We start from the raw sequence: 20838 nt of genomic DNA, 5'->3' as shown, positions 1-20838 counted from the left end.
CCCGCCAGCCGGTTCGATCTGGCGGGACGATGCGGCTCAGTTCACGCTGTGCGAGCGGGTGCGGTATTCGCCATTCGGGTCGCGGATGAAAACCTCGTCGACCTGCGGATGCCGGATCGGCTCGCCGGATGTGTCGGGCAGCAGGTTTTGCTCCGACACGTAGGCGACGTACTCGGTTTCGGCGTTCTCGGCAAAGAGATGATAGAAAGGCTGGTCCTTGGACGGACGCACGTCCTCAGGGATCGACTCGTACCACTCGTCGGTGTTCGAGAAACTCGGATCGACATCGAAGATGATGCCGCGGAAGGGGTAAAGCCTGTGCTTGACCACCTGTCCGAGCCCGTACTTCGCCTGCTTCTCTTTCATGACCGCAATCCGATACGCGGGGGCGTCATCAACGTCAATTCAAACGACGATCGATCGCACGCCGCAAGGTCGTCATAGTCCGTAGGCCGCCGCCATTTCGGCGTCTCCGGCCGCCACCGTGCGGGCGAGGTCGACGATGACCTTCGCCTGCTTCCAAGTGGCGTCGTCCTGCATTTTGCCGTCGATCATCACCGCGCCGCTGCCGTCCGGCATGGCGTCGAGGATGCGCTTGGCGAATTTTACCTCCGCGACGTCCGGGCTGAACACCCGCTTGGCGATGTCGATCTGGGAGGGATGCAGCGTCCACGCGCCGGCGCAGCCGAGCAGGAACGCGTTGCGGAACTGGGCCTCGCAGGCATCGCCGTCCGCGAAGTCGCCGAAGGGGCCGTAGAAGGCTTTCAACCCGTTGGCCGCACAAGCATCCACCATCTTGGCGATCGTGTAGTGCCAGAGGTCCTGCTGGGCGACCGCCCGGGCCTCGCCCTCCACGGGGTCGGAGATCACCTTGTAGTCCGGGTGGCCGCCGCCGACGCGCGTCGTTTTCATGGCGCGCGAGGCCGCGAGATCGGCCGGTCCGAGGCTCATGCCGTACATGCGCGGCGACGCAGAGGCGATGTCCTCGACATTCTTCACGCCCTCGGCGGTTTCCAGAATGGCGTGGATCAGGATGGGCTTCTTGACTTGATGCCGCGCCTCGAGCTGCGCGAGCAACTGGTCGAGATAGTGAATGTCCCAGGCGCCCTCGATCTTGGGAGCCATGACGACATCGAGCTTGTCGCCGATTTCGGCGACGATCCGGGTCAGGTCGTCCAGGACCCACGGGCTGTTCAGGGCGTTGATGCGGGTCCAAAGGCCGGTCCGGCCAAAATCCGTCGCCTTGGCCATGGCGATGAAACCTTCCCGCGCGGCCTCCTTGGCGTCGAGCGGAATGGCGTCCTCCAGGTTGCCAAGCACGACGTCCACGGTCCGCGCCAGCTCGGGAACCTTGTTCCGCACCTTCTCGATGTGCGGCGGCACGAAGTGGATCATCCGCTCCAGCCGAACCGGCAGTTCGCGGAAGGGCTCGGGCGCGCCAATCGCGAGAGGGCGGTAGAAATTGCGCGCGAGCTTCATGGCGTTCTCCGTTGAACGACGATCATTGTGCAGTGCAAAAGCAGACGCGTCGAGCCCCGGCGATCCGCCGTAGGGCGGAGGAAGCTGCGCCCGCTAGCCCCAGCGACGGTGCGCCCACATCCACTGGCCGGGGTTCTCGCGAATAAAGCGCTCGAAGCAGGCGTGGATCGCGGCCGTGGTTGCCTCGATGTCGGCGTCCCGATCGCCCGTCGCCTGCACCGGCAATAGTTCTCCGGTGATCCTGAACCGTGCGCCGCCCAGGCGGACTACGCGTCCGGCGACGAGCGGCGCGCCCATTGAGCAGGCCAGAAACGCCGGAAATGGGGTGGACGGGGCAGGGCGCCCGAAAAACGGCACAGCGACCCCGCGCATCTCCCGCAAGTCGGCCAGAAGCGCCACTCCGTGGCCTTGGCGCAAGACTCGCCGCAGCTTCAGAACGGCGTCGTTGCCCTTGGTAAAAAGCCCCTGCGGATAGTAGGGCTCCCGCAGCCCGGTCACGTAGCGGTCGACGAGCGGGTTCTTCAGTCGCTGGTAGACGCCCGCGACGCGTCCGCCCGCCCGCAGGGCGCCGATGCTGGCGACCTCCCAGTTGCCCATGTGCGGGCAGGCGAGCACGCAGCCGCGTGGCGAGCGCACCGCCTCCAGCACCTCGGGCGACAGGTCGAGCACGATGCGGGACGGATCGCTCTGGATGGTTCGCAGGTGAAACGCCTCCGCGAAGGTTCGGCCCAGCCCGTCCCACATCTGATCGAGCACGGCGGCGCGTTCCTCGGCGCTCAGCTCGGGCATGGATGCTGCGAGATTGCGCTCGGCCCGCGCATGGCGGCGAAGATGCGGCGCGACCGTGCGCCAGATCCACCCCGACAAGCTGGAGGCGACATCCACTGGCAGCGCGCCGAAAAGGGCGGCGACGATCCGGAAGCCCCAATATTCGAGCCGCGTCAGAATCCCGAACGGTCCCAGCATCCGTCCGCTGAGCGCACCGTCCCGCACCGCCCGTTCATCAGCCCGCACGTCTTCGCCTCGCCGCAATGCGCTGGGGCTAGCACGGCGGCGCCGTTCCCGAAAGCGCGACATCTGTTTGACTGGGGATCAGCGGTTCGCCAGGCGCAGATGCGCAGTCGACGAGGGGCTGCATGGGGCAGGGTCGTGGCCAGGGATGTTGCCATCGCGCATGCTGCGCCGTAGAGCCAATGGCGACCGATCCGTCCGTCGACAAGGAGCCTAGGTGTCGAGCGTCGTCTCCCTTGCGCTGCCGTTCTTCGGGCTGATCTTCCTTGGTTATTTCTGCGGCAAGCTCCTCCGATATCCGGAGGCCGGGCTGCAGTGGATGAACTTTTTCATCGTCTATCTCGCGTTGCCCGGCTTGTTCTTCAAGCTGATCTCGGCCGCGCCTTTGGAGCAGTTGTCGAACTGGCCCTATGTCCTCGGCACGACGGCCTCGACGTTTCTGGCGTTCTCGTTGGCGTTCAGCGTTGGAATGCTGACAACGCGCGGCGACTTTCGGCAGTCTGCCGTGCAGGGCGTTGCGGGCGGCTACGCCAATGTGGGCTACATGGGCCCGGGCCTCACCATCGCGGCGCTGGGGCAGGGGGCCATCGTCCCCACGGCGCTGATCTTCGTGTTCGACAACATCCTCCTGTTCACGCTCGTGCCGTTCCTGATGGCCCTGGGCGGCAAGGGCGAGATGAACCTGCCGCAGACCGCCTGGTACGTGGTGAAGCGCGTGGTGACGCACCCGTTCAACATCGCGACCGCGGTGGCCATCGGAGCCGCCTACGCGCATTTCGAGCCGCCGGTCTGGCTCGACACGATGCTGACTTTCCTTAAGAACGCGGCCGCCCCGTGCGCGCTGTTCACCATGGGCGTCACTGTGGCGCTGCGGCCGGTGAAGCGGCTGCCCGTGGAGGCGCCGGCCCTGCTGGTAATCAAGCTCATCATCCACCCGCTGGCCGCGTGGGTGATCCTGTCTTGGATCGGCAACTTCAGCCGCGAGTGGATGTTCACGGCCGTCCTGATGGCGTCATTGCCGCCAGCCCTGAATGTTTTCGTGATTGCGAACCAGTACAAAACCTACGTGGAGCGGGCCTCCACGGCCATCCTGCTCGGCACGCTTGCCTCCGTGGTCACTGTGACGACGCTGCTGGTGCTCATTGCTGAGGACCGCATTCCGTTTGATCTCTTCCCGTGAGCTTGCGCCTTGCAGCGCCGACTAACCCGCCAGAGCTCAATATTCCTACCCGATACGACTTAAGTATATATGCCTAGGCATTCAGGCCAAGGCCCTGCCGCATTGCGAATCGCCGCAGGGGGCCAATCGCCAACAGCGCCATCAGGCCAAGCCCGCGCGCCATGTCGACGGGCAGGAAGCCGGCCAGCAGCGAGCGGTTGAGCGCATCCACGGCGGCCGTACGGGTCGCCACGTCGAGCCGGCGCGCGCGATCAAAGCTCGCCAGGCGGGCAGCGGCGCCCGGATCGCTTCCCACCGGGCCAGTCGCCTTGGCGAGCGCCGCGACGTCACGGAACCCGAGATTGAGGCCCTGTGCGCCAATGGGCGGGAACACGTGCGCGGCTTCGCCGATCACGGCGCAACGTTCGCCCGTGAAGCGGCTGACCGACAGGCCGCTCATCGGCACGGCGCCTCGCGGCCCGTCGACCCGCATGCGCCCGAGCATGGATTGCGCCTGCCGCTCGACGACGGCGGCAAAATCTTCGTCGTCCAAAGCCGCCAACTGCTCGGCTCGGGCGGGCTCCACGAGCCAGACGAGGCTCGATCGGTTTTCCTGCATAGGGACAAGGGTAAACGGCCCCTGACGAGTGTGAAACTCCGTCGAGGCGTCGTGATGGGGGCGATCATGCGCCAGGATGGCGGTGAGGGCGGTCTGGGGGTAGCTCCAGCGGCGAGCGTCGATCCCGGCGGCGTCGCGCACGAGGGATTCGCGGCCCTCGGCGCCCACGAGAAGGCTGGCGCGCAGCGTCCCGCCCGTCGCCAACGTGACTTCGCCGCCATCGGCTCCCAGGCTCACGCGGGTCGCCAGCGCGTCGACTCGCGTGAGGCCGGGCCGCCGGTCGGCGGCGTCCGACAGGGCCTCGGTGAGCGACGCTACCTCGATGTTCTGCCCGAAAGCGTCGAGGCCGAGTTCGCCGGCATGGAAGCTGACGGGCGGCGCTCGGAAAAGGCCGCCCGTATCGTCGATGATCGTCAGAGTGGCGAGCGGAGAGGCGATAGGGGCGAGGGCGCTCCAGACGCCGAGATCGTCCAGGATCCGGAGCGAGCCCTCCATCAGCGCGACGGTGCGGCCATCCCGGCGGCCCGCCGGGGGGCCGACCAGCGCGACGTCCCAGCCCTGGCGTGACAGGGCGATCGCAGCCGCGAGCCCCACGGCGCCGCCGCCGATCACCGCGATGTCGACCTGTTCGGGGAGGGGGGTATGAGCCTGCTTATCAGCCATCTCGACCTCGTGAGCCTCAAACGCCCCACGCGCCGCCGCTGCGGTGGGCTCGTGCGTGTCGTCCACCTTGTCCCGCGCCGCCATGATCCCGGTCAAGAGCGTGCGACGCCGCACAGCGCGCGCCGAAATGCCCCTATGGACGCTTGTCACGCCGCCATGGCGACGTCACAGCCGCCTGAGGAGTGGTATTGTGCTGCGGTCCGGCGTCGATCCTGGTCGCCGGGGCTTAAAGCCGCGAGTGTCGTATCGGGCGACTGCAGTGCGCCGGCGGCGCTCACGACATCCTTTCCATAGCTGGCGGACGCGTCCACCGAACGCGCCGCATCTGGAGGATCGTCATGCAACCCCAAACTCCCTCGAGCTCTCCCGCGCCCAACGGTGCGATGTTGAACCCAGCCGCGATCATGCCCGGGGCCAATCCAGCCGCCCCGACCGAGGCTGCGCCGCCGGCGGCCGCACCGCTCGACGGCGACCGGCTGAACGCCTTCGTGGGCAAGATGCTCGGCGACATGGGGGCCGTGTTCAGCGGGGCGCTCGTGCTGATGGGCGACAAGCTCGGCCTCTACAAGGCCATGGCGAACGCCGGGCCGATCGGCCCCCAGCAGCTTGCGCTGCGCACGCAAACGGATGAGCGCTACGTCCGCGAATGGCTCTCCGCCATGGCGGCGTCCGGCTACATGAACTACGACCCCAAAACGGAGCGCTATACTTTGTCGCCCGAGCAGGCCGCCGTTCTGGCCGACGAAAACAGCCCGGCGTTCATGGCCGGCGCCTTCGACATCGCGTCGGCGATGTACCGCGACGAGCCGAAGATCACGGCGGCGTTCAAGTCGGGCAGGGGGGTCGGATGGCACGACCACAGCCAGTGCCTCTTCCGCGGCACCGAGCGCTTCTTCAAGACGAGCTACCGTCATCATCTCGTCGATGAGTGGCTGCCGGCGCTCGAGGGCGTGGTCGAGAAACTGCGCCGGGGCGCACGCGTCGCCGACGTGGGCTGCGGTCATGGCGCGTCCACGATCATCATGGCGCAGGCTTTCCCAAATTCCCGCTTCTTCGGCTTCGACTACCATGACGGGTCGATCGAGCAGGCGCGGGCAGCCGCAATGGAGGCCGGCGTCGCCGGGCAGTGCGAGTTCGCGGTCGCGGATGCACGGAGTTACCCGGCCATGAACTACGACCTCATCACGTTCTTCGATTGCCTGCACGACATGGGCGACCCCGTGGGCGCGGCGCGGCATGCGAGGAGCAGCATGGCGGCGGATGGAACCTGGATGATCGTGGAGCCGATGGCGGGCGACAAGGTGGAGGACAATCTCAACCCGGTCGGCAGGATCTATTATGCGGCGTCCACCATGCTGTGCACGCCGGCTTCTAAATCCCAGGACGTCGGTCTGGCGCTCGGCGCCCAGGCCGGCGAAAGGCGGCTCGCGGAGGTGATCCGAAGCGGCGGCTTCGGCCGGGTGCGGGCGGCGGCGACGACGCCGTTCAACATGGTGCTGGAGGCGCGTCCCTGAGGATGCGCGGCCGCGATCCGCGGCTCAGTCGAGCCAAAGACCGCGGCCGCGATGCCAGTCCTCGATGGATTGCGCCGGGTACAGGTCGAAGCTCTCGTCATCCGGGCCAAGATCCGGCGTGACCCACGACGCCTTGAACCGCAGCATGATGTGGGTGCGCGCCGGCGGAACCGGCAGCTCGGAATCGATGGCCGACGCGAAGGGGTGGATCAGCTCCGGCCAGGTCGGATCATAGAGCCATAACGCCGTGCCGCATCGCGTGCAGAAGTTGCGCTCGCCGGAGCTCGTCCGGCAATCGCCGTCGTCGGCGATCTCGGCGCGAAACACCGCGATCGCGTCCGCGCCTTCCACGGTGAGGCTTTTGGCGTCAGCCGACAGGTTGATCGCAAAGCCGCCGCCGCCGGCCGTCTTGCGGCATATCGAGCAGTAGCAGAGCTGGTAAGGCTGCGGCGCGTGCGAGCGCATGGAGAAGCGCACGGCGCCGCAGCGGCAGGATCCATCGAGCGTCAGCATGGCGGGGCTCCGGAGCAGGGTGGCGCTGCGTCGACGCGGACACGACGAAAGCGTTCCGCCGCGCGGTGTCTGGAGCATGTCGCGGCGCTGTGGCGGAAGCGGGAACAGGACGCCTGCCGCCTGTATGTGATTCGCATAAGATATATTATGGAACCTAATCCAGCGTGAGGAGGCCCCGGCGCAGTCAGGCGTCCAGCACCATGCCGTCATAGGCCGGTTCGACATTGGCCGGCAGATCGCGGCGCAGCGCCTCGTAGTCGAGATCCGTGTGGAGGTTCGTCACCACGGCGCGCTTCGGCTTCATCCGGGCGATCCAGTCCAGCGCTTCGCCGAGCGAAAAATGCGTCGGGTGCGGCGTGTGGCGCAACGCGTCGATGATCCAGAGGTCCAGGCCCTCCAGCAACGGCACGCTCGCGTCGGGAATCGCATTCACGTCAGGCGTGTACGCCACGTCGCCGAAGCGGAATCCGAGCGCGTCGTAGTTGGGGCCGTGATGGACCGGTATAGGCGTCGCGGCGAGCTCGCCGGCTGCGCCGTCGACCTTGACGGCATGGCCGGGCGTGATGCGGAACTCGCGCACGATCGGCGGATAGCCGCTGCCTTCGGGCGACGAGAAGCAATAGCCGAAGCGCTGCTTCATCAGGTGCGCGGTGGTTTCGTCCATGAACACCGGCAGCACGCGGCGCATATGAATTACGAGCGGCCGCACGTCGTCGATGCCGTGCGTGTGGTCGGCATGGTCGTGTGTGTAGAGCACGGCGTCTAGGTGATTCACATCGGCGTCCAGGAGCTGCTCGCGGCAGTCCGGAGTCGTGTCCACCAGGACGCGCGTGGCCGCCCTTTGGGCAAGCTTCTCGACCAGCATGGAGCAGCGCCGGCGACGGTTGCGCGGGTTGGCGGGATCGCACGCGCCCCAGCCCGAGCCAACGCGCGGCACGCCGCCGGACGATCCGCAGCCCAGGATGGTGAAGCGCATCGTCATGCGGCGCTGGCCGCCTGGCTTAGTCGGGCGGCCTTGGCGAACAGGCGAAAGAAGTTGTCCGTGGTGGCCTGCGCCATGGCGTCCGGCGACACGCCCTTCACCTCCGCCAAAACGGCGTTGGTGTGCGCCACGAAGGCGGGCTCGTTGCGCTTGCCGCGATGTGGCAGCGGAGCTAGGAACGGCGCGTCGGTTTCCACCAGCAGGCGGTCCATCGGGACCTCCGCCGCGATGGCCCGGATGTCCTCCGAGCGCTTGAAGGTCAGGATCCCCGAGAACGATACATAGAGCCCCAGCCGCACGCCCACGCGGGCCAGCTCGGCGCCGGAGGAAAAGCAGTGGAGGACCGCCTTGAAGGCGCCCTTCCCCATCTCGTCCTCCAGGATGGCGATCATGTCCTCGTCCGCATCGCGCGCGTGAATCACCAGCGGCAGCCCGGTTTGGCGCGCCGCGCCGATATGGGTGCGAAACACGCGCACGGACACGTCCTTCGGGCTGTAGCCGTAGTGGTAGTCCAGCCCGGCTTCGCCGATGCCGACGCAACGCGGATGGGCTGCGAGCGCCACGATCTCATTCTGGGGAACGTCCGGCTCCTCGGCCGCCTGATGCGGATGGGTGCCGACGGTGAAGAAGACTTCCGGGTAGGTTTCGGCGATGGCGCGGTAGCGGTCGACCTGCCGCACGCGTGTCGAGATCGTCAGCATCGTCCCGACGCCCGCCGCGCGGGCCCGGGCCACCACGGCGTCGAGCTCGGGGGCGAAGTCGGGGAAATCCAGGTGGCAGTGGCTGTCGACGAGCATGGTGGAGAGATAACCTATAATCGTGACAATGCGTTGCAGGCGATCATTCAGGTTCTACATAACGCGGAAAGATGGGGGCCGGCGCGGGCAGAACAGCGCCGGGTGCGATACGAGCCCCCTCCCCGACTTGCGCGAAGCTGCGCGCGTCGCCGGCGACGCCGAGCAGATCCAGCAACGCTGCGGCCGCGGTCGGGATCACGGGCTGCGCCATGATGGCGACGGAGCGCAGCGTCTCGGCGGTCACATAGAGCACCGTCGCGAAGCGCTCGGGATCGCTCTTGCGCTTCACCCAGGGCTCTTCACTGGCAAAGTACCGGTTGGCGTCGCCCACCACCCGCCAGATGTCGGCCAGGATGGTGTGCAGGGCCATCGCCCCCATCGCGTCGCGAGCCTTGGCGGGTAGCGCATAGGCGGCCGCGAGCAGCGCCTTGTCGGCGTCCGAATAGGCGCCGGGGGCCGGCACGACGCCCTCCAGGTTCTTGGCGATCATGGACAGCGAGCGCTGCGCCAGGTTGCCCAGATCGTTGGCGAGGTCGGCGTTGATGCGGTTGACGATCGCCTCGTGCGAGTAGTTGCCGTCCTGCCCGAACGGCACCTCGCGGAGGAAGAAGTAGCGCAGCTGGTCGACGCCGTAGTGCTCGGCGAGCGTGAAGGGGTCGATCACGTTGCCGACCGACTTCGACATCTTCTCCCCGCGATTAAACAGAAAGCCGTGGCCGAAGACGCGCTTGGGCAGCGGCCAGCCGGCCGACAAGAGAAAGGCCGGCCAATACACCGCGTGAAACCGCACGATGTCCTTGCCGATCACATGCACGTCGGCGGGCCAGAAATGCGAGCGCTCCGTCTCGTCCGGATAGCCGGTCGCCGTGACGTAGTTGGTCAGCGCGTCGACCCACACATACATCACGTGCTTGGGGTCGCCCGGCACCGGGATGCCCCAATCGAAGGCCGTGCGGCTGACCGACAGGTCCTTGAGGCCGCCTTTCACGAAGCTGACGATCTCGTTACGGCGCTCGTCCGGCGACACGAAGTCGGGCTGGCTCTCGTAGAGGGCGAGCAGCTTGTCCTGATAGGCGGAGAGGCGGAAAAAGTAACTCTCCTCCTCGACCCATTCGACGGGCGTCCCGGTCGGGCCGCGGCGCACGCCGTCGCCGCCTTCCGTGGTTTCCGATTCGGCGTAATAGGCCTCGTCGCGGACCGAGTACCAGCCGGAATACTTGGCGAGGTAGATGTCGCCATTGGCCTCCATGCGCTTCCAGATTTCCTGGCAGGTGCGATGGTGGCGTTGTTCCGTGGTGCGGATGAAGTCGTCGTTGGAGGCGTTCAGCGCCGTCGCCATGCGGCGGAACACGGCGGCGTTGCGGTCCGCCAACTCCTGCGCCGAGATGCCCTCGCGGGCGGCCGTTTGCAGCATCTTCTGGCCGTGCTCGTCCGTGCCGGTCAGGAAGAACACGTCGAAGCCGTCGAGCCGCTTGTAGCGCGCAATGGCGTCGGTGGCGATCAGCTCGTAGGCGTGGCCGATATGCGGCGCGCCGTTCGGATAGGAGATTGCCGTCGTAATGTAGAAATGCGGCTTGGCGGGCATCGCGGCCTCAGGGTCGGGCGGCGAACCTTTCATGCCGCGCGGGAAGCGCGCAGCGCGTCCGAGAGGTCCGCGAACAGGGTCAGAACGAGCGCCCGGCGGTCCAGATTGTAGCTGTCCGTCTCTCTCACCGTGCGCGTCGCCTTGTCCCATACCTCCGCAAGGGGCGCAAGGCGACGGGGGCCCTCCTCGGCCCGAGCCGTGGCCTGCTCGCCGAGCCATGCGAAAATCGTCTCGATCGCGGTCTCGTAAGCGGCGTCGTTCGCGCGCCCCGCGAGGCCGTCCGCAATGGCGTGAACGTCCTTCCAGTCCACGTCGGGGAGCCGCTCCAGCGCCTTGCGGATGTGCTCCACGATCGCGAGCGCGCTTTCGTCCATGATCTTGAACGCGCCGCGGACCGTGCCGCCAGAGAGCGCGGCCGCGCGTTCGGCGAGGTGCTGGTCGGGCGCGTCAGCGCCGGCGGCGGCCACCACGGCGCGGCTCACCTCGTCGGGCGCCAGCGTGCGAAAGCGCAGCATTCGGCACCGCGAGCGAATGGTGGGCAGCAGCCGGCCCGGCATGTGCGACACAAGGAGAAACAGGGAGCGCGGCGGGGGCTCCTCGATCACCTTCAACAGCGCGTTTGCTCCCTGGATGTTCAAATCCTCGGCGCAGTCGACGATGCAGACGCGCCAGCCGCCTTCGCCCGCCGTCGAGCCGAAGAAGTTCACCGCCTTGCGCACCAGATCCACCGGGATCACGGTCGGCATGGTCTTCTTCTCGGGGTTGAGTTGGCGGCGCACCACGAAGAGACTCGTGTGGGCCAGCGCGGCCACCCGGCGAAACACGCCTTCGTCAGGCGGCACGGAAAGATCGGCCGCGCCCATCACCGCCGGCGATCGCTGGTCCGGGTGGGCCAGCACGAACCGCGCCGCCCGATACGCGAATGTCGCTTTGCCGACGCCCTCGGGGCCGCCCAGAATCCACGCATGTGGAAACCGCCCGCCCCGATAAGCGTCCAGAAACGCAGCCTCGGCGGCGTCCTGACCGATCAGCGCCTGCCCAAAGCGCGGATGCGGCGCGTTCGCGAGCCGGTCGACTTCGGCGATATCGTCGTCCTGCGCCACGGTGCGGGGTCTCTCGTTAGGTCGATGGGAGTGTCAGAGCACAGCGGCCGGCGCGATGGAAGGCGATCAGCGCAACAGCGGCTCGATGGCTGTCATGACGCCAGCCGCGACCTGGCCTTCGTCGCCGGAGGCGTCGATCACGACGCAGCGCTCTGGCTCGGCCGCCGCGATAGCCAGAAACGCCTCTCGGAGCTTTTGATGAAACGCGAGCGATTCCTGCTCGAACCGGTCGACCTCACCTCCGCCACGACGGTGGGCGGCGCGCGCCAGGCCAATGTCGGCCGGCAGGTCGAGGATGAGGGTGAGATCCGGGTTGGTGTCGCCCACGGCGATCCGCTCTAGAGTCGTCACCGTCGCGGCGTCCACCCCGCCAAGGGCGCCCTGGTAGGCGCGGGTGGAATCGGCGAAGCGATCGCAGATCACCCATTGCGACCGCGCCAGCGCCGGCCGGATCGTCTTCTCCAGATGGTCGGCGCGGGCGGCGGCGAACAGCAGCGTCTCGGCCAGCGGCGCGAGGCGCTCGGCCGAGCCGGCAAGCAGAACCGCGCGAATGTCCTCGGCCCGGGGCGAGCCGCCCGGCTCCCGGGTGGCGACAGCGCTTACGCCGCGTTGCGCCAGCGCGGCCACCAGCCGACGGACCTGCGTGGACTTTCCGGCACCCTCCCCGCCCTCGAGGGTGATGAAGCGGCCGCGCGGCAGGGGCGCCCGGGTCATGAACCGGACTTCTGAAACTTGCTCCGCACGAAGCCGACAGCCAGTTCGGTCGCCGAATCGAACGCCCGCTTGGTGAGCTTGCCCGGCTGGGCGTCCTCGTCGGCGTAGAGCGGCAGGTCCAGCACCTGGATGTCGCCGCGGTTGATGCGCAAACGCCCAACCTCCTGGCCGGCGCTCACGGGCGGACGCAGCGGGCCCTGGTAGACGACCTTGCCGCTCAAGCGCTCGTTGCCGGTACGCGGAACGAGCACCCGCACGGGCCCCTTGGCGACGAGCTTCACTTCGCCCGGCTCGCCACCGAACACTTTCGCCTCGCCGATGGCCGCGCCGGCCGGGAAGACCTCCTTCATCTCGAAGGAGCGGAAGCCCCAATTGAGGATGCGGCGCGCTTCCTCCGAGCGGTCCTTGCTCGTCTTGAGGCCGTTCAGGACTGTGATCAGGCGTTGGCCGTTCTGCACGGCGGAGCCGACCAGCCCGAAGCCGGATTCGCCGACATTTCCGGTCTTCAGCCCATCCGCGCCGACGTCGAGCGTGAGCAGCGGATTGCGGTTCTGCTGGCGAATCTTGTTCCAGGTGAACTCGCGCTGGGCGAATACCTTGTACTGCTCCGGGTAGGTCCGGATAATGTGGCGGGCCAGGAGCGCCAGTTCACGTGCGGTGACGCGCTGGTCCGGATCGGGGATGCCGGTCGCATTGGCGAAAGTGGATTTCTGCAACCCGAGTTCGCGGGCCCGCGTCGTCATCCGGGTCGCGAAGGCGCCCTCGCTGCCCGCGAGGCCCTCGGCCACCGCGATGGCGGCGTCGTTGCCGGACTGCACCGCGATGCCGGGAATCAGGTCGGAGACCTTCACCTTGCTGTTGAGCTGGGCGAACATGGAGGAGCCGCCGGACGGGCCGCCGCCGCGGCGCCAGGCGCCCTCGGAAATCAGGAACTCATCGTCCGGCTTCACCTTGCCCTCAGCCATCTCCTTGAACAGGATTTCGAGGGTCATCAGCTTGGCCATGCTGGCCGGGACCATGAGGTCGTCGGCGGCCTTCTCGTAAAGAACCGCGCCGGTGTCGTAGTCCATCAGGATGGCGTAGGGGGCGGTGCTCTGGAAACCCTGCGCCTGGGCGCAGGCAGGAGCCGGCGCGAGCGCAAGGGCAACAAGGCCAGCCGCGATCCCGACGGCGAGCCGAAGCCGCCGCAAACCCGCTCGAAAATCGCGATGCATCATGTCGTCATCCGCCTGCCAACGCACCCACCATGGGCGGGCGACGGTCGGAAATCAACGACCGTTGGAGACGGTTCAGAAGCTGGCGGCGGCGCGCAGCGGAACGAAGTTCTGCTGGATCAGGCGGGCCATCGGGTCGTCCTTGCGAAACGACGAGGTCACCGCGTCGGGCTGCGCATAGAACAGGCCGGCCGTCACCGTTCCGGGCGCGCGCTGCGCCGTGCGGGGCGCCGGGGCCGGCACGGGCTTGGCGGCGTTCGGGATTGTGCCGAGGTCGAAGGGGCGATCCGGCGGCAGCGGCACGCCCGGGGCCGGCTTGCCGAGCGGCAGGGCCGCGACCGCCTGGATGGGCGTCGACACCGGAGCGGTGCGGGGCGCGGCGACGGCGGGCGCCGGAGACGCCTTGGCGACGATGGCCGGAACGCCCTCTTCCTCGTCGTCCGCCGGAAGCGCGCGCGCCACGGAGGGGCGCGGCAGAACGGCCGGCTCGGCGCTCGCCACCATGGTGTCGGCGCCGCGCAGCTGGGCCGGGAGTCCGTCCGAGCGCAGCGTCATCGCGAGCTTCTGGTCGTCGCTGCCGGCCAGGGAGGCGCGGCCGACGTAATCCACCCGGACCCGGGCCGTGCCGATGTGCTTGAACCGCAGCGACTCCGCCACGCGCTGCGACACGTCGATCAGGCGGCTGCCATGATAAGGCCCGCGGTCATTGACGCGGGCGATCATCGAATAGCCGTTGTCCATGTTGGTGACGCGGATGTAGCTCGGCAGCGGCATCGTCGGATGCGCGGCGGAAATCGACATGCGGTCGAACACTTCGCCGTTGGCGGTGCGCCGGCCATGGAAGGCCGAGCCGTACCACGAGGCAGTGCCGACGGCTGAGTAGTTCGGCATCTCGCGCGGCGTGTAGAGGCGGCCGGCGACAACGTAAGGCTTGCCGACCAGATCGCGGCCGCCGCCCTTCGGCACCGGCTCGCCATCGGCGACCACGCGCGGGCTGGCGGACACACCATATTTGGGATCGATGCCGCCCTTGGCGGTGCGGGTGGGCGATGAGGACGAGCAGTTCGCCACGAGCAGGCCAGCCGCGACCGCGGCGCAAACGCGAAGGCCTCGCTGCAAGCTCGAAGGTGATGGCACAACGACGGACGTGGGGGATGATTCGGATACGGCGGTCTCTTGGTCGGAGATCCGGTGCGTGTCCATGGACTACCCCCTCAAAACGCCTGTACGCCGCGCGTTCGTTACGGCTCGCCCTGCCCTGGGCATCCGCCTCCGATCGCGCCAGATCGATTTCTGACGCGGGACGATGAACGAAGGATTAATTTAGGCCCACCTGAATCAGGCAGGCTTAACAATCCCCGTCCGCACGGCGTCGGTCAAGCTTCGCCATGAAATCGTCCGAAAGCAGCCACCAATTCGGCGCTCGATCAAGGCGGAAATGTGTCGGCAGGCCGGCTCGCCGTGGCCAGGACGTGGATTGTCGGGCCGGGTTGTTCGGGAGCCACACTCAGTTGCCAACGCGGGCCACGCCGGACGTGCCGTCGTCACGCACCCAGGCCAGTTTGTCCGGCCCCTGCCGCGAGAGCGTGAAGCAGAAGGTGCGGCCGTCATACCAGTTCTGCCACTTCTGGCAGAGCTTCTCGCCCGAGACCCACCAGCGACCGCTGTCGTTCGGCTTCAGGAAGCGCCCCAGCCCTACCGCCTCGCCGGATCCGTCGACGCGTCCGTCGGCTCGGTAGAACAACGGGAATTCGCCTCCGAGCGGCACCGCCAGGAAGACGCGCTTGCCCGCGACGGCCTTCTCCAGGTCGGCTCCATTCAGCTTGGGGCCGCTCGCCAGCGCGGCGCCCTGCCCTGTCAGGACGACCGCCGCCATCGCTGCCCCGATCACGTGCTTGCGTTGCATTCCACTCTCCGCGCTCGGTTTCGACAGTCCCGATACGGACGCCCCCGCGCGTCGGTTTCAATGCGGCTGCGGAAAACGATCGCGCCCCGCCCCTCGCGACTCTTGCCAAGGCGAGCCCGCCACGGCATGGATGGCGCGCGCACGGCCCAGAGCCTGCGGAAGGGTGGCCGAGTGGTTTAAGGCAGCGGTCTTGAAAACCGCCGTGGGCGCAAGTTCACCGTGGGTTCGAATCCCACCCCTTCCGCCAGTTTATCTTCCGCCGAGGCCTGCTGACCTCCGGCACCGTTCGATCAATCGCCGATAGCGCAAGTCATTCCCGGTCCATAGTGCTTGTCTACGTTCGGGTATGTTCGCTACTATCCGCCTTACGCGCTGGGGTATGCGCTGGGGTCGGGCAGAGCGGCGAATGGCTATTTCACTTAACAAGCTCTCGGCCCGGGCTGTCGCGACCGCGCGCAAGTCCGGGAGGCTGTCGGACGGGGGCGGGCTCTATCTTCAAATCAGTCCTTCGGGCGCCAAATCGTGGCTCTTCATATTCAAAAAGGACGGGAGGCAACGCGAGATGGGCCTTGGTGGCCTGAACTCGTTGCCTCTCGCGTCAGCCCGGCAGCAGGCTGCCGAGGCGCGCGAGATACTCGCGCGCGGCGGGGACCCTCTTGCCGAAAAACGTGCCCAACGAACTACTGTCCCGACCTTTGGAAAAGCTGCCGACGCGCTCATCCAGGCCCATGAGGGATCCTGGCGGAATGAGAAACACCGGGCGCAATGGAAAATGACGCTGCGGGAGTACGCAGTTGCCCTACGACCTTTGCCGGTGAACAAGATAACCACTGAGGACGTGCTCGCGGCACTGAAACCGATTTGGCTTACCAAACCCGAGACCGCCTCAAGGGTAAGGGGACGCATAGAGGCCGTGCTCACCGCGGCCACTGTCCGAGGACATCGCTCAGGCCCGAACCCGGCACAGTGGCGCAACCACCTAGACCACCTATTGCCTAAACGTCCCAAGCTCTCGCGTGGGCACCACGCCGCGATGGCATACGCCGAGGTCCCGGCATTCCTGGAGCTTGTACGCGAGATGAAGGGCTCCTCCGCGCGGGCCTTGGAGTTTACCGTACTTACAGCCGCCAGGTCGGGCGAGACCATGGGCGCGACCTGGCCTGAGATTGATCTAGAGCGCAAGGTCTGGACTGTGCCGGCCGGCCGCATGAAGGCCGGTCGGGAGCATCGCGTTCCCCTCTCCACCCCGGCGGTCCGGATACTTGAGGAAATGGCGCTCCTCCGGACCACCGGTGGCTTCGTTTTTCCGGGCCAGCTTCGCGGCAAGGGACTCAGCGTCATGGCCCTGGAGATGGTGCTTCGCCGACTCAAGGTCGAAAACGCCACTGTGCACGGCTTCAGAAGCTCGTTCCGGGACTGGGCGGGTGAAGAGACTTCCGTCCCGCGAGAAGTCGCCGAACAGGCCCTGGCCCATGCGGTCGGTTCGAAAGTCGAGCAGGCCTATCGCCGGGGCGATGCGCTGGAGAAACGTCGCAAGTTGATGGACGCGTGGGCGACATACCTGACGCCCGCGACAAGCGGCAACGTGGTTGCCGTCCCTGCTAGGCAGGCGCGCCATGGATAGCCGCGACGATCTTGCAAGGGGATCGAAAGTCGAAGCGCGTGTGGAAGAGGAGCTTCGACGTTTGCTGAAGAGCCGGCTGGAGGGCATCGATATAGCCGTCTGCGACGAGCTCGCGGCCGATGCATCGCGGCTTATCAAGTCCTACCAGCGGATCGCAATAGACCGCCCGCGCGAAACGCCGACGACACTAGGCCGGCGATACCGCACGATCGCAGCGTCCATTCGAAAGACACGAACACTGCTGTTAAAGGACTTCTTCTATCATCCGGACGGATGCGACGTCGAAGATGTTATATTTCCGGATAGTGAGCTTGACCTGCTTACAACCCTTCGCAAGCTGGAGAAATGTTACGTCGATGCCAGCAAGAACAAACACCTGCTGGAGGAGGCCTGCAACGAGGACTACTGCATTCTTCCCGGCGGGCAACGTGGGCCACTGTCCGGTTGGCTCTGGCCAAACCTCATGCACGTTTGGACGATTAGAAATTTGCCTCTGAAAAAGAGCGACACAGGATCGTTCTTCGAGTTCCTCAGCGCGACCCATGAAGCCAGCGGGCTGAAAGCGCCAGAGGCCAGCACTGTATACGCCGTAATGGATGCGTTCAGATTGGTGCCTCCGGCGTCATTCACAATGCTCACGAGGCAGGAAGCTGTCGAGCTCATGAACAACGCTATGGCGATGAGTGAGAAAGAAGGCTCCTGACTAACTCCGCTTTTGCGAAAATAATTTTCTGAAATCGCCAGTGACCTGCAGTGTCACCATCTCCAACGTTCAGCCACGAACGCACAAGCGCTTCGCTGAACCTTGGAGCGAGAACAATGGAAAAGCCTGTGTTGACGATCGCCGAGGTCGTCGAACTCGGCCCGTTTAGCAAGACGGCCCTCTACGACAGGATCAACAAGGGCGAACTGCCGGCCCGGAAGGCTGGTCGCCTTACGATCATCCTTCGGCAGGATTATCTGAATTTTCTTGCGAGGCTCCCGCAGCTCGCCCCCAAGGCCGGAAGCAATCGGCTTACCTGCCCCAAACGGACATGATCGGCAGCATCTCTGCGCCCAGCCTGCTGGACTCAGTTGACGGGGTCTCCCGTGGGACGATGCGGCTCACCGCTGCGGTAAGTGCCGGAGCCACATAGGGGCGGTGGGAGTGTCAGCACCACATGCACCTTGGGCCATCTCCGCAGTCAAACCAGAGCATTGGCAAGTCGCTCACGCGATTGAAGCTGCTAAAACCGAGGCTCATGAATGCGCTCACTTCTCTTTCATGGAACTAGGTTTCCCAATGCGGTGCTGAAATCCGGCGTGCTGCGATACAGCCGTGTTGGATCTCCGACCGTGTGTTTCTCGCGCTCAATTGAGACTGCGCGTTATTGGGCCTCAATGGAGCGTGACGATGGAGAGCAGCTTGGGGCGGTTCTGGTGCTGGATCGGGACCGTCTCAACGCTAGGTACCGGCTACATCAGTTCGACTACTGGGGAGACCGCAGCGAGGCGGAAGAGCGCATATATCGCCGGGATGTCGACCAACTCGGCCGCTACCTTGTAGGAATTTTTTTCCGCCAAAATTCGCCTGTTGCAGACAGGCCGGACGTTCTGGACCGGTCAGAAGCGATTGCAGTTCGCGCGATTTGTAAGCGAGAGCGAATGGGCGAGCTCAACGGTGCCGAACAGATCGATGAGGCTTACAACGAGATGAGTCGCGACGACGATGGCGAGTGGTTCGCAAGCCGCCCTGGCCGCCGTCTTTGCTTGCAGAGCTACTACCCCGGCGAACATGGCCTCGGTGCGCCTACCGAGCGCTGTGGCGCGGTCCTGGTGACCGGTGTCGTGGACCATGGACCAAACGGACGGGAGCGGCTTGGCCTCTACCAGTCCTGTGCACTGCATGTGCCGGACACGGACCGAGCGATCGGCTTCTCGTTCCCCAAACCTGCCGCAGCACGGGCGCGGGTAGTGAACCCCGGAACGTGCCACCGGGGAAAGCCGCTTCGGCTGCACCGAACGCCCCTGACCTGCATCAAGGCGGGCTGCGTCGGCACCGTGCCGCTCACGGAAGCAGCGGCCGCCGGGATATGCGGGGCTGAGCACGCGCCCGTTGCGGCCCAGGATCGCGAGGATTGGGCCGCGCTTGTCCGGCTCACGCGTCATGTTGTCGGGCGTTCAACAATTCTGATGCCGGCGGTGGCGTGATGAGCTTCCGAGCCGGCGCAGACGCCGAGATCCAAGCAGTGCGCTATGAGGCGGCAGCATCAAGGTTTGAGCAGCCGGGCCAGCGCGGCCCGATTGCGCCTGAGCCGCTCCTAAAGTTGCGCCCGGTTACCGCGGCCTCGCTGTTGTCTCAGCCCGCTCCACCGCGCGAGTGGTACGCCGAGGGATTGGTCCCCATGCGCCAGGTCACTTTGCTCGGCGGAGACGGCGGAACAGGCAAAAGCCTTCTGAGCCTGCAACTGGCGGTTGCGAGTGTCACTGGCACGGATTGGCTTACTTGCGAGCCCCGCCCCGGGCCGGCCCTCTTTGTGTCCGCTGAAGATGAGCAAGACGAGTTGAACCGGCGACTGGAAGACATAGTGCGTGGTCGAGGGTTCTCAGACCGTGACCTCGCTCGGCTCGAGCTGGTCTCGCTTGTTGAGCAAGCCGCAGCAGGCGCATCGGGCACAGCATTAGCGGTGCCCGTGAACGACCTTTCGGGCAAGCCCCGGCCCACTCCGCTTTGGGGCGCGCTAACAGCGGAGGTCGAACGGTTAAGGCCGGCGCTGGTCGTCCTAGATACGGCGGCCGATCTGTTCCCCGAAGAGATCAACCGCTCAGCCGTACGAGGCTTTATCGCCATGCTGCGAGCGCTCGCCGTAGAATACGATCTGGCAGTCGTGCTTCTAGCCCATCCGTCAATAAGTGGCATGCAGAACGGAACGGGCCTGAGCGGATCCACCTCCTGGTCTAATAGCGTCCGGAGCCGCCTTTACGTCGATCGCGTGAAGGCCAACGGATCCGAGCCAGACCCGGATGCACGCGTACTTCGCACAATGAAAGCCAACTACGGCCGTGCGGGCGGCGAGATCCACTTGCGTTGGGTAGACGGCCGGTTCCGGCTTGAAACGGGCCTGCCCGGTTCGAATGGGATCGGCTACGACGCTGAAACCGATGCGATCTTTCTCCGTCTGCTGAGCCAGTTCGCCCAGCAAAACCGGGATGTCACATCCAAGACATGCTCCACGTACGCGCCGAAGCTGTTCGCCGAAAACCCGGATCGGGGCGGCAGGAACAAGAAGCACTTCGCGGCCGCCATGGAGCGCCTGTTCAACGCTGGCAGGATCAGTCTTGAGGAGAGCGGCCCGCCATCACGACGGCGCAGCCGGCTCGTTGAGGTCGGGCTTTAGCGCTTCCAACGCCCTTCCAACCTCTATTCCAACACCCTTCCAACCCCGTTCCGACACCCTGTCCACACACACCCCTTATACCCCGGGGGCGTTGGAACACCCCGGTTGGAAGACCGGGGGTTCCCCTAAGGGGACTGTTTGCACAGCCACTGCAGTAAATGTCCCATAAGGCTTCGAACAACTGACGCAGTCCAGCTCGCGTATGCGCGCGGGTACTTTGGGCCCGCTAGACGGGAGTTGGATTGGGGCTGTAGGGCGAGCATCAACCGGACTGGCTCGACCTCAACCGCTCGCGCCTAATGCCTCCCTTCAACTGGCCGCGCATCGGGAACGCATGGTGGGCGTTCCCTACGCGTCTGACCGGCGAGTGTCGGCGTCACGCCGACATCTCGTCCGGTTTGATGCTGCGGAGGCGCGGAGCATGCAATCCTTTGTGTCAGAGCAGCCGAGGCTCGCTTCTTCGCCTAGCAGGAGGACGAGGCCACGCACGGTGGTTGGACCGTCTACCGTCGCCTCGACCCTCAGCACATAGCCACCGCGCCCAGCCCCTGACGCCAGGTCGGGGCGACCAAGTGGGC

The 20838-nt window shown here is 66.1% G+C and carries 20 protein-coding genes and 1 tRNA gene; 8 read left to right on the top strand and 13 right to left on the bottom strand.

What is annotated here, in order from left to right; translation table 11 throughout:
* Positions 1 to 36: 36 nt before the first annotated feature.
* The 3 genes from hspQ to IEV99_RS11935 all read right to left on the bottom strand — a co-directional run bounded on the left by hspQ (position 37) and on the right by IEV99_RS11935 (position 2493).
* Positions 37 to 366 carry a heat shock protein HspQ gene (hspQ, locus tag IEV99_RS11945; protein ID WP_188518017.1) on the bottom strand — a complete coding sequence of 110 codons (330 nt, stop codon included), beginning with the start codon at positions 364 to 366 and terminating at the stop codon, positions 37 to 39.
* A gap of 72 nt (positions 367 to 438) precedes the next feature.
* Positions 439 to 1479: an HpcH/HpaI aldolase/citrate lyase family protein gene (locus tag IEV99_RS11940; RefSeq protein WP_188518016.1), complete on the bottom strand. Its 1041-nt coding sequence runs from the start codon at positions 1477 to 1479 to the stop codon at positions 439 to 441.
* A 93-nt stretch (positions 1480 to 1572) separates the two neighbouring features.
* A complete protein-coding gene (locus tag IEV99_RS11935; RefSeq protein WP_188518015.1) occupies positions 1573 to 2493 on the bottom strand; it encodes a lysophospholipid acyltransferase family protein in 921 nt (306 codons plus the stop codon).
* 214 nt (positions 2494 to 2707) lie between these two features.
* Here IEV99_RS11935 and IEV99_RS11930 point away from each other — a divergent pair, with 214 nt between their 5' ends.
* Positions 2708 to 3670 (top strand): AEC family transporter, encoded by a 963-nt coding sequence (locus tag IEV99_RS11930; protein WP_188518014.1) that lies wholly within the window; start codon positions 2708 to 2710, stop codon positions 3668 to 3670.
* A 73-nt stretch (positions 3671 to 3743) separates the two neighbouring features.
* Here the strand turns inward: IEV99_RS11930 and IEV99_RS11925 are convergent, their stop codons facing one another.
* Positions 3744 to 4931, bottom strand: coding sequence for a UbiH/UbiF family hydroxylase (locus tag IEV99_RS11925; RefSeq protein WP_188519631.1), 1188 nt, complete (start codon positions 4929 to 4931; stop codon positions 3744 to 3746).
* Positions 4932 to 5335: 404 nt separating this feature from the next.
* Between IEV99_RS11925 and IEV99_RS11920 the strand changes: the two genes are divergently transcribed.
* A complete protein-coding gene (locus IEV99_RS11920; RefSeq protein ID WP_188519630.1) occupies positions 5336 to 6445 on the top strand; it encodes a class I SAM-dependent methyltransferase in 1110 nt (369 codons plus the stop codon).
* Between the two features lie 24 nt (positions 6446 to 6469).
* Here IEV99_RS11920 and IEV99_RS11915 read toward each other — a convergent pair whose 3' ends face one another.
* The 9 genes from IEV99_RS11915 to IEV99_RS11875 form a co-directional block, all read right to left on the bottom strand.
* Complete coding sequence (locus IEV99_RS11915) at positions 6470 to 6958, bottom strand: GFA family protein (protein WP_188518013.1); 489 nt, start codon at positions 6956 to 6958, stop codon at positions 6470 to 6472.
* A 184-nt stretch (positions 6959 to 7142) separates the two neighbouring features.
* Positions 7143 to 7940, bottom strand: a complete 798-nt coding sequence (locus tag IEV99_RS11910) for an MBL fold metallo-hydrolase (RefSeq protein ID WP_188518012.1) — start codon at positions 7938 to 7940, stop codon at positions 7143 to 7145.
* Positions 7937 to 8737 carry a TatD family hydrolase gene (locus tag IEV99_RS11905; protein WP_188518011.1) on the bottom strand — a complete coding sequence of 267 codons (801 nt, stop codon included), beginning with the start codon at positions 8735 to 8737 and terminating at the stop codon, positions 7937 to 7939. Before IEV99_RS11905 ends, IEV99_RS11910 begins: the two co-directional genes overlap by 4 nt.
* Before the next feature lie 43 nt (positions 8738 to 8780).
* Positions 8781 to 10355, bottom strand: a complete 1575-nt coding sequence (gene metG / locus IEV99_RS11900) for a methionine--tRNA ligase (RefSeq protein ID WP_308469369.1) — start codon at positions 10353 to 10355, stop codon at positions 8781 to 8783.
* On the bottom strand, positions 10352 to 11425 hold the full coding sequence (locus tag IEV99_RS11895) for a DNA polymerase III subunit delta' (protein ID WP_188518009.1): 1074 nt from the start codon (positions 11423 to 11425) through the stop codon (positions 10352 to 10354). The genes metG and IEV99_RS11895 overlap by 4 nt, the downstream gene beginning before the upstream one ends.
* A 66-nt stretch (positions 11426 to 11491) precedes the next feature.
* Positions 11492 to 12139: a dTMP kinase gene (tmk, locus tag IEV99_RS11890; RefSeq protein WP_188518008.1), complete on the bottom strand. Its 648-nt coding sequence runs from the start codon at positions 12137 to 12139 to the stop codon at positions 11492 to 11494.
* Entirely contained in the window at positions 12136 to 13356 is a 1221-nt protein-coding gene (locus IEV99_RS11885; RefSeq protein WP_188518007.1) for a D-alanyl-D-alanine carboxypeptidase family protein, read from the bottom strand. The genes tmk and IEV99_RS11885 overlap by 4 nt, the downstream gene beginning before the upstream one ends.
* 72 nt (positions 13357 to 13428) lie before the next feature.
* Complete coding sequence (locus IEV99_RS11880) at positions 13429 to 14472, bottom strand: septal ring lytic transglycosylase RlpA family protein (RefSeq protein WP_244643827.1); 1044 nt, start codon at positions 14470 to 14472, stop codon at positions 13429 to 13431.
* 388 nt (positions 14473 to 14860) lie between these two features.
* The gene (locus IEV99_RS11875; RefSeq protein WP_188518005.1) at positions 14861 to 15259 is read right to left on the bottom strand and encodes a hypothetical protein; all 399 of its coding nucleotides are present in this window, start codon (positions 15257 to 15259) and stop codon (positions 14861 to 14863) included.
* 157 nt (positions 15260 to 15416) lie between these two features.
* Between IEV99_RS11875 and IEV99_RS11870 the strand changes: the two genes are divergently transcribed.
* From IEV99_RS11870 to IEV99_RS11845, 6 genes are all read left to right on the top strand, one after another.
* A tRNA-Ser gene (locus tag IEV99_RS11870) sits at positions 15417 to 15506 on the top strand.
* Positions 15507 to 15665: 159 nt separating this feature from the next.
* Positions 15666 to 16883 (top strand): tyrosine-type recombinase/integrase, encoded by a 1218-nt coding sequence (locus IEV99_RS11865; protein WP_188518004.1) that lies wholly within the window; start codon positions 15666 to 15668, stop codon positions 16881 to 16883.
* Positions 16876 to 17586, top strand: coding sequence for a hypothetical protein (locus IEV99_RS11860; RefSeq protein ID WP_188518003.1), 711 nt, complete (start codon positions 16876 to 16878; stop codon positions 17584 to 17586). Before IEV99_RS11865 ends, IEV99_RS11860 begins: the two co-directional genes overlap by 8 nt.
* A 116-nt stretch (positions 17587 to 17702) precedes the next feature.
* A complete protein-coding gene (locus tag IEV99_RS11855; RefSeq protein ID WP_188518002.1) occupies positions 17703 to 17921 on the top strand; it encodes a helix-turn-helix domain-containing protein in 219 nt (72 codons plus the stop codon).
* 207 nt (positions 17922 to 18128) lie between these two features.
* Complete coding sequence (locus tag IEV99_RS11850; protein WP_188518001.1) at positions 18129 to 19073, top strand: hypothetical protein; 945 nt, start codon at positions 18129 to 18131, stop codon at positions 19071 to 19073.
* Positions 19073 to 20260 carry an AAA family ATPase gene (locus IEV99_RS11845; protein ID WP_188518000.1) on the top strand — a complete coding sequence of 396 codons (1188 nt, stop codon included), beginning with the start codon at positions 19073 to 19075 and terminating at the stop codon, positions 20258 to 20260. Before IEV99_RS11850 ends, IEV99_RS11845 begins: the two co-directional genes overlap by 1 nt.
* The last annotated feature ends 578 nt before the right edge of the window (positions 20261 to 20838 follow it).

The organism is Alsobacter metallidurans (assembly GCF_014636935.1).
Taxonomy (GTDB): domain Bacteria; phylum Pseudomonadota; class Alphaproteobacteria; order Rhizobiales; family Beijerinckiaceae; genus Alsobacter; species Alsobacter metallidurans.
This window is presented reverse-complemented; position numbering and strand designations above follow the sequence as displayed.

Coding starts and splice junctions, on each gene's coding strand:
- tmk (WP_188518008.1), bottom strand. CDS start 12,139: ATGACCCGGGCGCCCCTGCCGCGCGGCCGCTTCATCACCCTCGAGGGC.
- metG (WP_308469369.1), bottom strand. CDS start 10,355: ATGAAAGGTTCGCCGCCCGACCCTGAGGCCGCGATGCCCGCCAAGCCG.
- IEV99_RS11855 (WP_188518002.1), top strand. CDS start 17,703: ATGGAAAAGCCTGTGTTGACGATCGCCGAGGTCGTCGAACTCGGCCCG.
- IEV99_RS11875 (WP_188518005.1), bottom strand. CDS start 15,259: ATGCAACGCAAGCACGTGATCGGGGCAGCGATGGCGGCGGTCGTCCTG.
- IEV99_RS11940 (WP_188518016.1), bottom strand. CDS start 1,479: ATGAAGCTCGCGCGCAATTTCTACCGCCCTCTCGCGATTGGCGCGCCC.
- IEV99_RS11905 (WP_188518011.1), bottom strand. CDS start 8,737: ATGCTCGTCGACAGCCACTGCCACCTGGATTTCCCCGACTTCGCCCCC.
- IEV99_RS11920 (WP_188519630.1), top strand. CDS start 5,336: ATGCCCGGGGCCAATCCAGCCGCCCCGACCGAGGCTGCGCCGCCGGCG.
- IEV99_RS11925 (WP_188519631.1), bottom strand. CDS start 4,931: ATGGCTGATAAGCAGGCTCATACCCCCCTCCCCGAACAGGTCGACATC.
- IEV99_RS11915 (WP_188518013.1), bottom strand. CDS start 6,958: ATGCTGACGCTCGATGGATCCTGCCGCTGCGGCGCCGTGCGCTTCTCC.
- IEV99_RS11845 (WP_188518000.1), top strand. CDS start 19,073: ATGAGCTTCCGAGCCGGCGCAGACGCCGAGATCCAAGCAGTGCGCTAT.
- IEV99_RS11860 (WP_188518003.1), top strand. CDS start 16,876: ATGGATAGCCGCGACGATCTTGCAAGGGGATCGAAAGTCGAAGCGCGT.
- IEV99_RS11850 (WP_188518001.1), top strand. CDS start 18,129: ATGCGCTCACTTCTCTTTCATGGAACTAGGTTTCCCAATGCGGTGCTG.
- IEV99_RS11885 (WP_188518007.1), bottom strand. CDS start 13,356: ATGATGCATCGCGATTTTCGAGCGGGTTTGCGGCGGCTTCGGCTCGCC.
- hspQ (WP_188518017.1), bottom strand. CDS start 366: ATGAAAGAGAAGCAGGCGAAGTACGGGCTCGGACAGGTGGTCAAGCAC.
- IEV99_RS11910 (WP_188518012.1), bottom strand. CDS start 7,940: ATGACGATGCGCTTCACCATCCTGGGCTGCGGATCGTCCGGCGGCGTG.
- IEV99_RS11865 (WP_188518004.1), top strand. CDS start 15,666: ATGGCTATTTCACTTAACAAGCTCTCGGCCCGGGCTGTCGCGACCGCG.